Below are 14,812 nucleotides of genomic sequence, written 5' to 3'. Positions count from 1 at the left end.
ATGCTCGCTGAAACTTCTTCGCCAGGCCATGCTCTAATATCCACAGTCTTTGTCGAGAATTCCCCATGAAAACCGTAAACACACTGTCTGAAAACGACGTCACGCCGGAGAGCGTGTTTAATACCCGCCGGCGCACGCTGTTAAAAACCTTAGGACTTGGGGCTGCGGCTTTCACCCTACCCGGTGCTGCCAGAGCCGATGTGCTTTCATGGTTTAAAGGCAACGATCGCCCAAAAGCGATGCCGGGTAAGGCACTGGAATTCAGTAAACCCGCACAGTACCAGGCCGATTTACCGCTAACACCAGAAGATAAGGTCACCGGCTACAATAACTTCTACGAATTCGGGCTGGATAAAGCCGATCCTGCCGCCAATGCGGGCACGCTAAAAACCACCGACTGGAAAATTACCATCGACGGTGAAGTGGCAAAACCGCTGACTTTAGATATGGATGATATCTTTAAGCGCTTTCCACTGGAGCAGCGAATCTACCGCATGCGCTGCGTTGAGGCCTGGTCCATGGTGGTGCCGTGGATTGGCTTCGAACTGGGTAAATTGCTAAAAGCCGCTGAGCCCACCAGCAATGCACGCTATGTCGCCTTCCAGACGGTCTATGCCCCGGATGAAATGCCCGGTCAGCAGGATCGTTTTATCGGCGGCGGGCTGGATTATCCCTATGTAGAAGGATTACGGCTGGATGAAGCCATGCATCCACTGACTCTGCTGACCACCGGCGTTTATGGCAAAGCGCTGCCGCCGCAAAACGGCGCGCCGATCCGTTTGACCGTCCCCTGGAAGTACGGCTTTAAAGGGATTAAATCCATCGTAAAAATCAGTCTGGTCAAAGATATGCCGCCCACAACCTGGAACCAGCTCGCACCCAACGAATACGGGTTCTATGCCAACGTGAATCCACACGTCGATCACCCACGCTGGTCGCAGGCCAGCGAGCGCGTGATTGGCTCAGGCGGTATTCTTGATGTTAAGCGGCAGCCGACGCTGTTGTATAACGGTTATGCTGAACAGGTGGCTTCGCTCTACCGTGGCCTTGATTTACGGGAAAATTTTTAAGTGATGCGCCTGAATGCGAAACAAATAACCGTCCTGAAGATTCTGCTGCATCTGGCCGGCTTCCTGCCGTTCCTCTGGCTGCTGCTCTCTATTGACCAGGGCTGGTTCAGCGCCGATCCGGCGAAGGATATCCAGCATTTTACAGGCAGAATGGCGCTGAAGTTTCTGCTGGCCAGCCTGGCCGTCACACCTGTTGCTCGCTATGGAAAACAGCCCCTGTTGATCCGCGTACGCCGATTGCTGGGGCTCTGGTGCTTTGCCTGGGCGACCCTGCACCTGGTCAGCTATTCGCTGCTCGAACTGGGGATCGACAATATTGGCCTGCTGGGTTCAGAGTTGATTTACCGACCGTATCTGACCTTCGGCTTGATCAGCTGGGTTATCCTGCTGCTGCTGGCCGCTACCTCCTTCCAGAAAGCCCAGCGTCGATTAGGAAAACGCTGGCAAACGCTGCATTACACCGTCTACCTGGTGGCAATTCTGGCAGCCATTCACTATCTTTGGTCGGTGAAAGTGCTTTCGCCACAGCCGTGGATTTATGCGTTACTTGCCGCGATCCTGCTGGCATTCCGTTATAAAACATTCCGCAAGTGGTGGCCGTGGTAACCGGTTCTGCCCCCGCAGTTAGCGTGTTCTCTGTCACAACGGGATAAATCTTCGGCGTCTTTTTCACGGGCGCTGTGGATTATCTTCGCTGATAAGACCAGTATTTAGCTGCTAATTGCGTTGATATCGTTATAATGCCCGACTTCGTTTGCCAGCCGACATCAAATTTCATCTGAATGAGGTGACAAACCGGCTTTGGCGATGTATTTTGTGCGATGCCTCAATTATCGCAGGAGATAGCAGCAAGATGACGGATAAGTTTCATGTACTCCTTTTGAACGGTCCCAACCTGAATCTGCTGGGTACGCGTGAGCCGGAAAAGTATGGCCACACGACGCTGGGCGAGATTGTCAGCGATCTGACGGCACAGGCCGCAGCGCTGAATGTTACCCTGAGTCATCTCCAGTCCAATGCGGAACATGCGTTGATTGATCGCATACATGAGGCAAAAGGCAATGTCGATTATATCGTCATCAACCCGGCGGCATTCACCCATACCAGCGTAGCACTGCGTGATGCGCTGCTGGCAGTTAGCATCCCGTTTATCGAAGTTCATCTGTCAAATGTGCATGCCCGTGAGCCTTTTCGCCATCATTCATATCTTTCTGATATTTCTGCCGGCGTGATCTGTGGACTTGGCGTCGACGGTTATTCCTGGGCTTTACAGACAGCGGTAAAACGCCTGTCACCATCTAATTAAACAGAGTACGGAACCACACTTATGGATATTCGTAAGATTAAAAAACTGATCGAACTGGTTGAAGAATCAGGTATCGCTGAACTGGAAATCTCTGAAGGCGAAGAGTCAGTTCGTATCAGCCGTTCCCCGGCTAACGTTGGCTATCCAATGATGCAGCAGGCTTACGCTGCACCAATGATGCAGCAGCCACAGCCCGCTCTGGCCGCCGCCGTAGCTCCTGCCAGCGCACCGGCTATGGAAGCACCAGCTGCAGCTGAAATCAGTGGCCACATCGTGCGCTCTCCAATGGTAGGCACCTTCTACCGCACTCCTAGCCCGGATGCGAAAGCCTTCATTGAAATTGGCCAGAAAGTTAACGCCGGCGACACTCTGTGCATCGTTGAAGCGATGAAAATGATGAACCAGATCGAAGCCGATAAATCCGGCGTAGTGAAAGCGATCCTGGTCGAAAGCGGTCAGCCAGTTGAATTTGACGAGCCGCTGGTAGTCATCGAATAACGAGGCGAACCATGCTTGATAAAATTGTAATTGCTAACCGTGGTGAGATTGCGCTGCGTATTCTGCGTGCCTGTAAAGAGCTGGGCATCAAAACCGTTGCCGTGCACTCCACTGCGGATCGCGACCTGAAGCACGTGCTGCTGGCAGACGAAACCGTCTGCATCGGCCCGGCTCAGTCGGTAAAAAGCTATCTGAATATTCCGGCGCTGATCTCCGCGGCGGAAATCACCGGTGCGGTGGCTATCCATCCTGGTTATGGATTCCTGTCCGAGAATGCGGACTTTGCCGAGCAGGTTGAGCGTTCTGGCTTTATCTTTATCGGACCAAAAGCGGATACCATCCGCCTGATGGGCGATAAAGTTTCCGCTATCACCGCGATGAAGAAAGCCGGTGTGCCTACCGTTCCTGGTTCAGACGGTCCACTGACCGAGGACATGGATAAAAACCGTGCCTTTGCAAAACGCATTGGTTATCCGGTGATTATCAAAGCCTCCGGCGGCGGCGGCGGTCGCGGTATGCGCGTTGTGCGCAGCGACAAAGATCTGGAGCAATCCATCACCATGACGAAAGCGGAAGCCAAAGCGGCTTTCAACAACGACATGGTTTACATGGAAAAGTACCTGGAAAATCCACGCCACATTGAAATCCAGGTTATGGCCGATGGTCAGGGCAACGCTATCTATCTGGCCGAGCGCGACTGCTCCATGCAGCGTCGTCATCAGAAAGTGGTGGAAGAAGCGCCAGCACCGGGCATTACTGAAGAACTGCGTCGCTATATCGGCGAACGTTGCGCCAAAGCCTGTGTGGATATCGGCTATCGCGGTGCGGGTACGTTCGAGTTCCTGTTTGAAAACGGTGAGTTCTACTTCATTGAAATGAACACCCGTATTCAGGTTGAGCACCCGGTTACTGAAATGATCACCGGCGTGGATCTGATCAAAGAGCAGCTGCGTATCGCTGCCGGTCAGCCGCTGTCCATCAAACAGGAAGAAGTGACCGTTCGCGGCCATGCGGTGGAATGCCGTATTAACGCCGAAGACCCGAACACCTTCCTGCCAAGCCCTGGCAAGATCACCCGCTTCCATGCGCCTGGTGGTTTTGGCGTGCGCTGGGAATCACATATCTACGCCGGTTACAGCGTGCCGCCGTACTATGATTCAATGATTGGTAAGCTGATCACCTACGGTGAAACCCGCGATGTTGCTATCTCCCGCATGAAAAATGCGCTGGCGGAGCTGATTATTGACGGGATCAAAACCAATATCGAACTGCAGATGAAAATCATGTCAGACGAGAACTTCCAGCACGGTGGAACTAACATCCACTACCTGGAGAAAAAACTCGGCCTGCAAGAGAAGTAATCCTGCCTGCTCGTGGGCCTGCATCGTCAGGCCCATTCTCCTTCCCCGTAAGTCACTTCTAAAGGTATTGCCGGGTCATGAGCCTTAACTCCGCCATCCCTGCATAAATGAACCTTTGCCGTCACTCTGAGGAGATACGGATGGATACGCGTTTTCTACAGGCGAATAAAGAAGCACGCTGGTCATTCTGGCTGGCTGTAGCCTATCTTGCCTGCTGGGTGCTGACGGCCTGGCTGTGGGACGAACGCCCCGGCATCACCGGGCTGCCACACTGGTTTGAGCTCTCCTGCCTGCTGGTGCCCGGCCTGTTTATATTTCTCTGCTGGCTGATGGTTCGCGTGGTTTTCCGCGATATTCCTCTGGAGGATGACAGTGAAGCTTGAGATTATTTTACCGCTGATTGGCTATTTACTGCTGGTCGCCGGTCTGTCGGTGTTTGCCATGCGCAAGCGCCGTGAAGGCAGCTTCCTCACCGAGTATTTCCTCGGCAGCCGTTCCATGGGCGGCTTTGTGCTGGCGATGACCCTGACCACCACTTATATCAGCGCCAGCTCGTTTATCGGTGGCCCGGGTGCCGCCTATAAATACGGCCTCGGCTGGGTGCTGCTGTCGATGGTACAGGTTCCCGCTGTCTGGCTGGCGCTGGGCGTACTGGGGAAAAAGTTCGCGATTCTTGCCCGTCGCTATAATGCCGTCACGCTCAACGATATGCTGTATGCCCGCTACCGCAGCCCGCTGCTCGTGTGGCTGGCGAGTCTGAGTCTGCTGGTTGCTTTTATCGGCGCGATGACGGTGCAGTTTATCGGCGGTGCGCGCCTGCTGGAGACGGCAGCGGGTATCCCTTACGATATCGGCCTGCTGATCTTCGGCGGCAGTATTGCGCTGTATACCGCCTTTGGCGGCTTCCGCGCCAGCGTGCTGAACGATGCGATGCAGGGCCTGGTGATGCTGCTGGGAACGTTTTTGCTGCTGTATGCGGTGATCCACGCCGCGGGCGGTATGCACACCGCCGTTGCCAAACTGGAAGCGATCGATCCCCGGCTGATTACGCCTTCCGGTGTGGATAATATTCTGACGCCAACGTTCCTCGCCTCTTTCTCGGTCCTGGTCTGCTTCGGGGTGATTGGCCTGCCACATACCGCCGTGCGCTGTATTTCCTATAAGGACAGCAAGGCGGTACATAGAGCGATCGTCCTCGGCACTATCGTGGTCGCCGTACTGATGCTGGGTATGCATCTGGCCGGCGCACTTGGCCGTGCAGTACTGCCGGATCTGCCGATCCCCGACCAGGTGATCCCAACGCTGATGATCCAGGTATTACCGCCGCTGGCTGCCGGGATCTTTCTTGCCGCACCGATGGCGGCGATCATGTCAACGATCAATGCCCAGCTGCTACAATCATCGGCAACGATCGTGAAAGATCTCTACCTGCGTCTACGACCTGAGCATATGGCGAACGAGCGCCTGCTTAAACGCTTCTCCAGTCTGGTAACGCTGGTGCTGGGTCTGCTGCTGCTACTGGCGGCGTGGAATCCACCCGATATGATTATCTGGCTGAATCTGCTGGCTTTCGGCGGCCTTGAAGCCGTGTTCCTCTGGCCGCTGGTGCTGGGGCTGTACTGGGAAAAGGCGAATGCCGCCGGTGCACTGAGCAGCATGATTACCGGTGCTGCCTGCTACACACTGCTGGCCAGCCTGCACGTTGAACCGATGGGTTTCCACCCGATTGTGCCCGCGCTGCTGCTCAGCCTGCTGGCATTTATTGCCGGTAACCGTTTTGGTCACTCTGCCGCTGAACCGCAGAAGACCTCCACCCTGTTTGAATAAGAGAATTGCTATGCCCTGGATACAGATGAAAATTAATACGACCGGCGCTCAGGCTGAAGAACTCGGTGACGCACTGATTGAAAACGGCGCGGTATCGGTGACCTTCCAGGATACGCACGACAATCCGGTTTTCGAACCGCTGCCGGGCGAAACCCGCCTGTGGGGCGACACCGATGTGATCGGCCTGTTTGACGCCGAAACCGAGATGCCGGACGTGATCGCCGGACTGGAACAACATCCGCTGCTGGGATCGGGCTTCCACCATAAGATCGAGCAGATCGAAGATAAGGACTGGGAACGTGAGTGGATGGACAATTTCCACCCAATGCGTTTTGGTCAGCGTCTGTGGATCTGCCCAAGCTGGCGTGATGTGCCCGATCCTGAGGCGGTTAATGTGATGCTCGATCCGGGGCTCGCCTTTGGCACCGGCACCCATCCCACCACAGCGCTCTGCCTCGCATGGCTGGATGGCCTGGACCTGGTAGGTAAAACAGTAATCGATTTTGGCTGCGGCTCCGGCATTCTGGCCATTGCGGCGCTGAAGCTGGGTGCAGCACAGGCGATTGGCATTGATATCGATCCTCAGGCTATTCAGGCAAGCCGTGACAACGCTGAACGTAACGGTGTGTCTGAACGCCTGTCGCTGTACCTGCCCCACCAGCAGCCGGACCACCTGAGTGCCGATGTGGTGGTCGCCAATATTCTTGCAGGCCCGCTGCGCGAGCTGGCGCCGCTGATTAGCGTGTTACCAAAAAACGGTGGTCATTTGGGGCTTTCCGGCGTGCTGGCGAGCCAGGCAGAAAGCGTCTGTGAAGCCTACGCAGACACCTTTACTCTCGACCCGGTCGCCGAGAAAGAGGAGTGGTGCCGTATTACCGGTATCCGCCACTAAAATTTCGCTGGTACAGGTCATTAGAACTGTGCCAGCGCGTTCTTTGCGTCACATGTGCCAAATAACACCCAATCTGACGTGAAAAATATTGTTATATTGGTCACAAAAAAAGAAAAATCTTTGTACACAATTTCAGCATATTTTTTAATTTATTGTTTTATATGAATTAAAATATACAACATGGGCTGAGCTACGCACGACATTGACCACCAGCGTTAGATTGTTCAAAGTTTGGCCTTTCATCTTCCTGAAAAAATGCGTAATATACGCCGCCTTGCGGACACACTATGGTCACTTTTTTTTCATGCGCATAGGAAATCACCAGCTTCGTAATCGATTGATTGCAGCCCCGATGGCCGGGATCACCGACAGGCCGTTCAGGACCCTTTGCTATTCAATGGGCGCTGGAATGACCGTATCCGAGATGTTGTCGTCTAACCCTGAAGTTTGGGCCAGCGATAAATCACGGTTGCGTATGGTACACAGTGATGAGCCAGGTATTCGTACCGTGCAAATTGCAGGTTGTGACCCGGAAGAGATGGCACAAGCCGCGCGTATCAATGCAGCATCAGGTGCGCAGGTCATTGACATCAACATGGGATGTCCGGCCAAAAAAGTGAATCGGAAAATGGCAGGTTCGGCACTGCTGCAGCACCCTGAGCTGGTGAAGTCTATCCTCTCGGCGGTGGTCAATGCAGTTGACGTACCGGTAACGTTAAAGATTCGCACCGGCTGGGACAGCGACAACCGCAACTGCGTAGAGATTGCCCAATTGGCTGAACGCTGCGGTATTCAGGCCCTGACAATTCATGGACGCACACGCGCCTGTTTGTTCAACGGCGAAGCTGAGTACGACAGCATTCGGACAGTTAAGCAGAACGTATCCATTCCGATTATCGCGAATGGAGACATTACTGACCCGCATAAAGCCAGAGCTGTGCTTGACTATACGGGGGCTGATGCCCTGATGATAGGACGCGCGGCTCAGGGAAGACCGTGGATCTTCCGGGAAATCCAGCATTATCTGGACACTGGGGAGCTGCTGGCACCGATGCCACTGGCTGAAGTAAAGCGCTTGCTCATCGAGCACTTACGGGAACTGCACGACTTTTATGGTCACCGCAAAGGATACCGTATTGCCCGAAAGCACGTCTCTTGGTATCTCCAGGAGCATGCCCCAAACGACCAGTTTCGGCGCACATTCAACGCCATTGAGGATGCCAGCGAACAGCTGGAGGCGTTGGAGGCATACTTCGAAAATCTTGCGTAATTAGAAATAAAGAGCTGACAGAACTATGTTCGAACAACGCGTAAATTCTGACGTACTGACCGTATCTACCGTGAACTCACAGGATCAGGTGACCCAAAAGCCACTGCGTGATTCGGTCAAGCAGGCACTGAAGAACTATTTTGCTCAACTGAATGGTCAGGATGTGAATGACCTGTATGAGCTGGTACTGGCTGAAGTAGAACAGCCTCTGTTGGACATGGTGATGCAATACACCCGTGGCAACCAGACCCGTGCAGCCCTGATGATGGGTATCAACCGCGGAACACTGCGTAAGAAACTGAAAAAATACGGCATGAACTGATACTAATCAGTGATATGTTTGATAAAAGGCGCTCCTCGGCATGGGAAGCGCCTTTTTTAATAGCCTGATAAATTGCTTAAACGCTCCATTCGGCAGAAGAAATTGAGTCAATCTGGTAGTGCATTTTTTGTCGATAATTCAATGACTCTGACCTGACGGTTTTCGCTCTTGAAATTCTTCTCAGATTATTCGGCTTACCCCCTTCCTGGATGGCCTGTAACCTGTGTACACTCAGCGCCAATGGAAATGCCTTCGCAGGCCCGCCGCCCTCACCTTTCTGACCGCAGTGCGTAACGCCCCACGAATGTAAAGTTTTTGCCGGTAGCGGAACCCGGTTAAACCATCGTCCTGATTGGGTGTCTGAGTTACTGTACCGCAGCTATTCATTTCATTAATGCAATACAGATTCACCATCCCTTAACGCTATACGAGTAATTATGAAGCATTCACCTAAGTTCCAGAGGGGCTATCTGCACCCGCGTTACTGGCTTACCTGGTTTGGCGTCAGCGTACTGTTTTTGCTGGTACAGCTGCCATATCCGTTATTACACCGACTTGGCAGCTGGATGGGGCGTACTTCAATGCGCTTTATGAAGCGCCGCGTCTCGATTGCCCGCCGTAACCTGGAACTCTGTTTCCCGGATATGGATCGGGAGCAGTTGGAGCACCGCATCGTCGGAAACTTTGAATCCCTTGGGATGGGGTTGATTGAAACTGGAATGGCATGGTTTTGGTCAGATCGTCGCGTTAAGCGCTGGTTCAATGTTAATGGCCTGCATAATCTTCAGGCTGCGCAGAGCGAGGGCCGTGGCGCCTTAGTGATTGGCGTGCATTTCATGTCGCTAGAGCTGGGTGGCCGGGCGATGGGCCTCTGCCAGCCGATGATGGCCATGTACCGCCCGCACAATAACAAGCTGATGGAATGGGTTCAGACCAAAGGACGCATGCGTTCTAATAAGGCGATGATCAACCGCCGTGATTTACGTGGCATGGTCCAGGCCCTTAAACAGGGTGAAGCCGTGTGGTTTGCCCCGGACCAGGATTACGGCCCGAAAGGCAGCGTGTTTGCGCCGCTGTTCGCCGTCCCCCAGGCCGCCACCACCAGCGGTACATGGATGCTGGCCCGTATGGCAAAACCGGCGATGGTGACCGTCGTGCTGATCCGCAAAGAGGATGGCAGCGGCTATGAACTGGTCATTCAGCCAGAACTGAAAGATTATCCGATCGATGACGAGCAGCAGGCAGCAGCCTATATGAACCGCGTGATTGAACGAGAGATCATGCGCGCGCCAAACCAGTATATGTGGCTGCATCGCCGCTTTAAAACTCGCCCGGCAGGGGCGACTTCTCTCTACTAATAGCCCTCTCTGAATTCTAAAAGCCAGCGTATCCTCGCTGGCTTTTATCTATTTCCCTACAAAACCCTTACAAAATTGTTACCTTTCTCACAGCGTTTCCATATAGTGAAACTGTTTGCACCATCTGTGACCAAGCCATCTATTTTTGCCCCGCCCCAGTGCGCGATATTAATAAAACTTTCAATTCCCTTCTGATTATTAGTAAAGCTTTCCAAGGAATTCAGCGCAATGCAAACCTGGCACCGTGTTTGCAAAGCAGTGAATAGCCAGACAGGCAAGCGCACCAAAGCGTGCGTTAAAACATAACAATATGATCCCGCCACACAGGATGCTTTATGAAAAAAATGATGCTCTCCACGTTGATTGCCGCTGCAACACTGTTTGCCGTTGCCAATCAGGCCCACGCGGGCACCACTCTGGATGCCATTAAAAAGAAAGGCTTCATTCAATGTGGTATCAGTGATGGTTTGCCGGGCTTCTCCTATGCGGATGCCAGCGGCAAGTTTACCGGTATTGATGTGGATGTATGTCGTGCTGCAGCCGCAGCGGTGTTTGGTGATGCGGAAAAAGTGAAATATACCCCGCTGACTGCGAAAGAGCGTTTTACCGCACTGCAATCCGGTGAGGTTGATATTCTGTCGCGTAATACCACCTGGACCTCTGCGCGCGACGGTGGTATGGGCTTTATTTTCGCCGGCGTTAACTATTACGACGGCATCGGCTTCCTGACCCACCAGAAAGCAGGTCTGAAAAGTGCAAAAGAGCTGGATGGCGCAACGGTTTGTATTCAGGCCGGTACCGATACCGAACTGAACGTGGCGGATTACTTTAAAGCGAACAAAATGCAGTACACGCCGGTCACCTTTGACCGTTCAGACGAATCCGCTAAGGCGCTGGACACCGGCCGCTGCGATACACTGGCCTCCGACCAGTCTCAGCTGTATGCCCTGCGCATCAAGCTGGGTAAGCCTGATGAATTTATCGTTCTTCCGGAAGTCATCTCGAAAGAGCCTCTGGGACCAGTGGTACGCCGCGGCGATGATGACTGGTTCACGATCGTGAAATGGTCACTGTTCGCCATGCTGAATGCCGAAGAGATGGGTATCACCTCTAAAAATGTTGACCAGATGGCTGCGAAGCCTACGACGCCTGATATGGCTCACCTGTTGGGTACCGAAGGTGATTTTGGTAAAGATCTGAAGCTCGACAACAAATGGGCTTACAACATCGTTAAGCAGGTCGGTAACTATCAGGAAGTCTTTGACCGTAACGTCGGGAAAGACAGTCAGCTGAAAATTGCCCGTGGTCAGAATGCGCTATGGAACAATGGCGGCATTCAGTACGCACCGCCAGTACGTTAATTCCTCCGAATACCGGGCACCGCTCCAGCGGTGCCCACATCAGAATTTTCGTTACTGAGGTTTCAACATGTCTCAACGCCCAACCGTAAAAAGGGATTTTTCATTCAGTAATCCTGCGGTTCGCGCATGGTTTTATCAGATCGCTGCGATCGCCGCGGTACTTATCGTTGCTGGCTACCTGATCCATAACACCATCATCAACCTTGCAAGCCGGGGAATTACCTCCGGTTTTGGCTTCCTGGAACGCAGTGCCGGCTTTGGTATTGTTCAGCATCTAATTGATTACAGTGAAGGCGATACCTATGCTCGCGTCTTTCTGGTCGGCCTGACCAATACGCTGCTGGTTTCCGCACTCTGTATTGTGTTTGCCTCGTTTCTCGGCTTCTTTATTGGACTGGCGCGGTTATCTGACAACTGGCTGTTGCGTAAAATCTCTAATATCTATATTGAGACGTTCCGCAATATCCCGCCGCTGTTACAGATTTTCTTCTGGTACTTTGCCGTATTACGTAATTTACCCGGCCCTCGCCAGGCACTCAGCGCCTTCGACCTCGCGTTTGTCAGCAATCGCGGACTGTACATTCCCTGGCCTGAGTATGCGCCGGGAACGTGGCCGTTCCTGATCGCGATTTTACTGGCTGCCGTGGTCACCGTCGCTCTCTTCCGCTACAACAGAATGCATCAGTTGAAGACCGGCCAACTGCGTCGTACCTGGCCTGCCGCTATCGCTATGCTGATCCTGTTTCCGCTTGTGGCATCGCTGTTTGCAGGCCGTCCAATGCACTGGGATGTCCCTGAGCTGCGCGGCTTCAACTTCCGCGGTGGTTTTGTGCTGATACCGGAACTGGCGGCGTTAACACTGGCACTGTCAATTTACACCTCTTCATTTATCGCAGAAGTTATCCGCTCGGGTATTCAGTCGGTACCCCACGGCCAGCACGAAGCTGCACGTTCGCTGGGTTTACCAAATCCAGTTACGCTGCGTCAGGTCATTATTCCGCAGGCCATGCGAGTCATCGTTCCGCCGTTGACCAGTCAGTATCTCAATATCGTGAAGAACTCTTCTCTGGCTGCGGCGATTGGCTACCCGGATATGGTGTCGCTGTTTGCCGGAACGGTACTGAATCAGACAGGCCAGGCCATCGAAACGATCGCCATTACGATGGGGGTTTACCTCATTATCAGCCTGTCGATATCGCTGCTCATGAATATTTATAACCGCAAGATCGCCCTCATTGAGCGCTAAGAGAACGGATAATTATGACTGTTGCCACTCATGAAACTTCGCCTGCTGTTCCCAACGCGCTTGCGCGTGCGGTGACCTGGGCCAGGAAGAATCTGTTTTCCAGCTGGGGTAATACCCTGCTGACTCTGTTTTGTCTGTGGGTGATGTGGTCGGTTGTCCCACCGGCCCTGAACTGGCTGGTCTTCCAGGCTAACTGGTTTGGCACCACCCGGGCAGACTGTACTAAGGAAGGAGCGTGTTGGATATTCATCCATGCGCGCTTCGGCCAGTTTATGTATGGCCTGTATCCGCATGAACTGCGCTGGCGCATCAATCTGGCCCTGATTATCGGGCTGATATCGATCGTTCCTATGTTCGTCAGCAGATTACCGCGCAGAGGACGCTATATTGCCGCCTGGGCAATTATCTACCCGATAGTCGTCTGGCTGCTGATGTATGGTGGCTATTTCGGCCTGGATCGGGTTGAAACTCGTCAGTGGGGAGGATTGACGCTGACGTTGATTATTGCGTCAGTGGGGATTGCCGGGGCGCTGCCGCTGGGGGTCCTGCTGGCATTGGGTCGTCGCTCAACCATGCCGGTTGTCCGTACGCTGTGCATCCTGTTTATTGAGTTCTGGCGGGGAGTTCCTCTCATCACCGTGCTGTTTATGTCCTCAGTTATGTTGCCGCTGTTTATGGCAGAAGGCAGCACCATTGATAAGCTTATCCGAGCCCTGGTTGGGGTGATCCTGTTTCAGTCGGCCTATGTGGCGGAAGTGGTTCGCGGTGGCCTGCAGGCGCTGCCAAAGGGTCAGTACGAAGCTGCAGAATCGCTGGGGCTGGGATACTGGAAAACGCAGGGTCTGGTTATCCTGCCTCAGGCGTTGAAACTGGTGATTCCGGGGCTGGTAAATACCATTATTGCCCTGTTCAAAGATACCAGTCTGGTGATCATCATCGGATTATTCGATCTGTTTAGTAGCGTGCAGCAGGCGACCGTCGACCCCACCTGGTTGGGTATGTCGACCGAAGGATACGTTTTTGCTGCACTGGTTTACTGGATTTTCTGTTTTAGCATGTCGCGCTACAGCCAGCATCTGGAAAAGCGCTTTCACACCGGGCGTACGCCGCACTGAGGTTAATTAAATGACTCAAATTATTACCCCTTCTGACGATGCGATGATGATTACGCTCGAAAATGTTAATAAATGGTACGGGCAGTTCCACGTGCTGAAGAATATTAATCTGGCGGTCAAACCACGCGAGCGAATCGTTCTGTGCGGTCCTTCGGGGTCTGGTAAATCCACCACGATCCGCTGTATCAACCATCTGGAGGAACATCAGCAGGGGCGTATTGTGGTTGATGGAACTCTGCTTAACGACGATCTCCGCAATATTGAGCGTGTTCGGACCGAAGTTGGCATGGTTTTCCAGCATTTTAATTTATTCCCCCATCTTAGCGTACTGCAGAACTGCACGCTTGCACCAATCTGGGTTCGTAAAACACCGAAGAAAGAGGCGGAAGAGCTGGCCATGCATTATCTGGAACGTGTTCGTATTGCTGAACATGCGCATAAATTTCCTGGCCAGCTGTCGGGTGGTCAGCAGCAGCGCGTAGCGATTGCGCGATCGCTGTGTATGAAGCCAAAGATCATGCTGTTTGATGAACCAACTTCCGCACTGGACCCAGAAATGGTGAAAGAGGTGCTGGACACGATGATTGGTCTGGCTGAAGACGGGATGACAATGCTGTGTGTTACCCATGAAATGGGCTTTGCTCGCACCGTTGCGGATCGAGTGATCTTTATGGATCGCGGGGAGATCGTCGAACAGGCACCGCCACAAGAGTTCTTCTCTAATCCTAAGTCTGAGAGAACCCGTGCATTCCTTTCACAGGTAATCCACTGATTTTATTATTTTAGTCTATTTTATGGCCGTTCTAAATTAGCCCGTATAGCGCCATGATGACTTAAGGGATAGTTTCAATAGCCTTTTAAGAAATAGAATCATCGCCATAATAAAAGGGCCACCCGGTTGGGTGGCCCTTTTATTATATTGAGTATGTAGTAAGAGCAGCTGCTTCAGCAGGCTCAGCAAGTCAGTCAGTCAGCCAGTCAGCCAGTCAGCCAGTCAGCCAGTCAGCCAATCATAATTCGATTTGAAGCGTTCAATTTCTGCTTCCGCTGCATTTTCTGCCATAAAATCGACTGCTGATGACTTAATCGCAGACAAAAGAAAAAGCCCTCTGCTTTCGCAGAGGGCTTCATCTCTATTTGATGCCTGGCAGTTCCCTACTCTCGCATGGGGAGACCCCACACTACC

General features: G+C 52.9%; 16 protein-coding genes. 15 read left to right on the top strand and 1 reads right to left on the bottom strand.

Annotated elements, in window-relative coordinates; translation table 11 throughout:
• Positions 1-65 precede the first annotated feature (65 nt).
• From msrP to IBT46_RS16065, 15 genes are all read left to right on the top strand, one after another.
• Positions 66-1,070 carry a protein-methionine-sulfoxide reductase catalytic subunit MsrP gene (gene msrP / locus IBT46_RS16135; RefSeq protein WP_105592883.1) on the top strand — a complete coding sequence of 335 codons (1,005 nt, stop codon included), beginning with the start codon at positions 66-68 and terminating at the stop codon, positions 1,068-1,070.
• Between the two features lie 3 nt (positions 1,071-1,073).
• Positions 1,074-1,676, top strand: a complete 603-nt coding sequence (gene msrQ, locus IBT46_RS16130) for a protein-methionine-sulfoxide reductase heme-binding subunit MsrQ (RefSeq protein WP_200546591.1) — start codon at positions 1,074-1,076, stop codon at positions 1,674-1,676.
• A gap of 247 nt (positions 1,677-1,923) precedes the next feature.
• Positions 1,924-2,376: a type II 3-dehydroquinate dehydratase gene (gene aroQ / locus IBT46_RS16125; RefSeq protein ID WP_105592881.1), complete on the top strand. Its 453-nt coding sequence runs from the start codon at positions 1,924-1,926 to the stop codon at positions 2,374-2,376.
• 21 nt (positions 2,377-2,397) lie between these two features.
• The gene (gene accB / locus IBT46_RS16120) at positions 2,398-2,874 is read left to right on the top strand and encodes an acetyl-CoA carboxylase biotin carboxyl carrier protein (RefSeq protein ID WP_200546516.1); all 477 of its coding nucleotides are present in this window, start codon (positions 2,398-2,400) and stop codon (positions 2,872-2,874) included.
• An 11-nt stretch (positions 2,875-2,885) separates the two neighbouring features.
• Positions 2,886-4,235, top strand: coding sequence for an acetyl-CoA carboxylase biotin carboxylase subunit (gene accC, locus IBT46_RS16115; RefSeq protein ID WP_105592879.1), 1,350 nt, complete (start codon positions 2,886-2,888; stop codon positions 4,233-4,235).
• A 140-nt stretch (positions 4,236-4,375) separates the two neighbouring features.
• Positions 4,376-4,618: a YhdT family protein gene (locus IBT46_RS16110; RefSeq protein WP_105592878.1), complete on the top strand. Its 243-nt coding sequence runs from the start codon at positions 4,376-4,378 to the stop codon at positions 4,616-4,618.
• Entirely contained in the window at positions 4,608-6,062 is a 1,455-nt protein-coding gene (gene panF, locus IBT46_RS16105; RefSeq protein WP_200546515.1) for a sodium/pantothenate symporter, read from the top strand. The genes IBT46_RS16110 and panF overlap by 11 nt, the downstream gene beginning before the upstream one ends.
• A gap of 10 nt (positions 6,063-6,072) precedes the next feature.
• Complete coding sequence (gene prmA, locus IBT46_RS16100) at positions 6,073-6,954, top strand: 50S ribosomal protein L11 methyltransferase (protein ID WP_200546514.1); 882 nt, start codon at positions 6,073-6,075, stop codon at positions 6,952-6,954.
• Between the two features lie 304 nt (positions 6,955-7,258).
• Entirely contained in the window at positions 7,259-8,224 is a 966-nt protein-coding gene (gene dusB, locus IBT46_RS16095) for a tRNA dihydrouridine synthase DusB (RefSeq protein WP_105592875.1), read from the top strand.
• Positions 8,225-8,249: 25 nt separating this feature from the next.
• Positions 8,250-8,546: a DNA-binding transcriptional regulator Fis gene (gene fis, locus IBT46_RS16090; protein ID WP_000462905.1), complete on the top strand. Its 297-nt coding sequence runs from the start codon at positions 8,250-8,252 to the stop codon at positions 8,544-8,546.
• Between the two features lie 437 nt (positions 8,547-8,983).
• Positions 8,984-9,904, top strand: a complete 921-nt coding sequence (gene lpxP / locus IBT46_RS16085) for a kdo(2)-lipid IV(A) palmitoleoyltransferase (RefSeq protein ID WP_105592874.1) — start codon at positions 8,984-8,986, stop codon at positions 9,902-9,904.
• A 335-nt stretch (positions 9,905-10,239) separates the two neighbouring features.
• Complete coding sequence (locus IBT46_RS16080) at positions 10,240-11,265, top strand: amino acid ABC transporter substrate-binding protein (RefSeq protein WP_200546513.1); 1,026 nt, start codon at positions 10,240-10,242, stop codon at positions 11,263-11,265.
• Positions 11,266-11,332: 67 nt separating this feature from the next.
• Complete coding sequence (locus tag IBT46_RS16075; protein WP_200546512.1) at positions 11,333-12,511, top strand: amino acid ABC transporter permease; 1,179 nt, start codon at positions 11,333-11,335, stop codon at positions 12,509-12,511.
• A gap of 14 nt (positions 12,512-12,525) precedes the next feature.
• A complete protein-coding gene (locus IBT46_RS16070) occupies positions 12,526-13,626 on the top strand; it encodes an amino acid ABC transporter permease (RefSeq protein ID WP_200546511.1) in 1,101 nt (366 codons plus the stop codon).
• A 10-nt stretch (positions 13,627-13,636) separates the two neighbouring features.
• A complete protein-coding gene (locus tag IBT46_RS16065; protein WP_105592870.1) occupies positions 13,637-14,398 on the top strand; it encodes an amino acid ABC transporter ATP-binding protein in 762 nt (253 codons plus the stop codon).
• Positions 14,399-14,620: 222 nt separating this feature from the next.
• On the opposite strand, the gene IBT46_RS27315 is transcribed toward IBT46_RS16065, so the two are convergent.
• A partial coding sequence (locus IBT46_RS27315) for a hypothetical protein (protein ID WP_234480161.1) occupies positions 14,621-14,812 on the bottom strand: 192 nt, incomplete at its 5' end.

It is taken from the genome of Erwinia sp. S38, from assembly GCF_016624545.1.
GTDB classification, from domain to species: domain Bacteria; phylum Pseudomonadota; class Gammaproteobacteria; order Enterobacterales; family Enterobacteriaceae; genus Erwinia; species Erwinia coffeiphila.
This window is presented reverse-complemented; position numbering and strand designations above follow the sequence as displayed.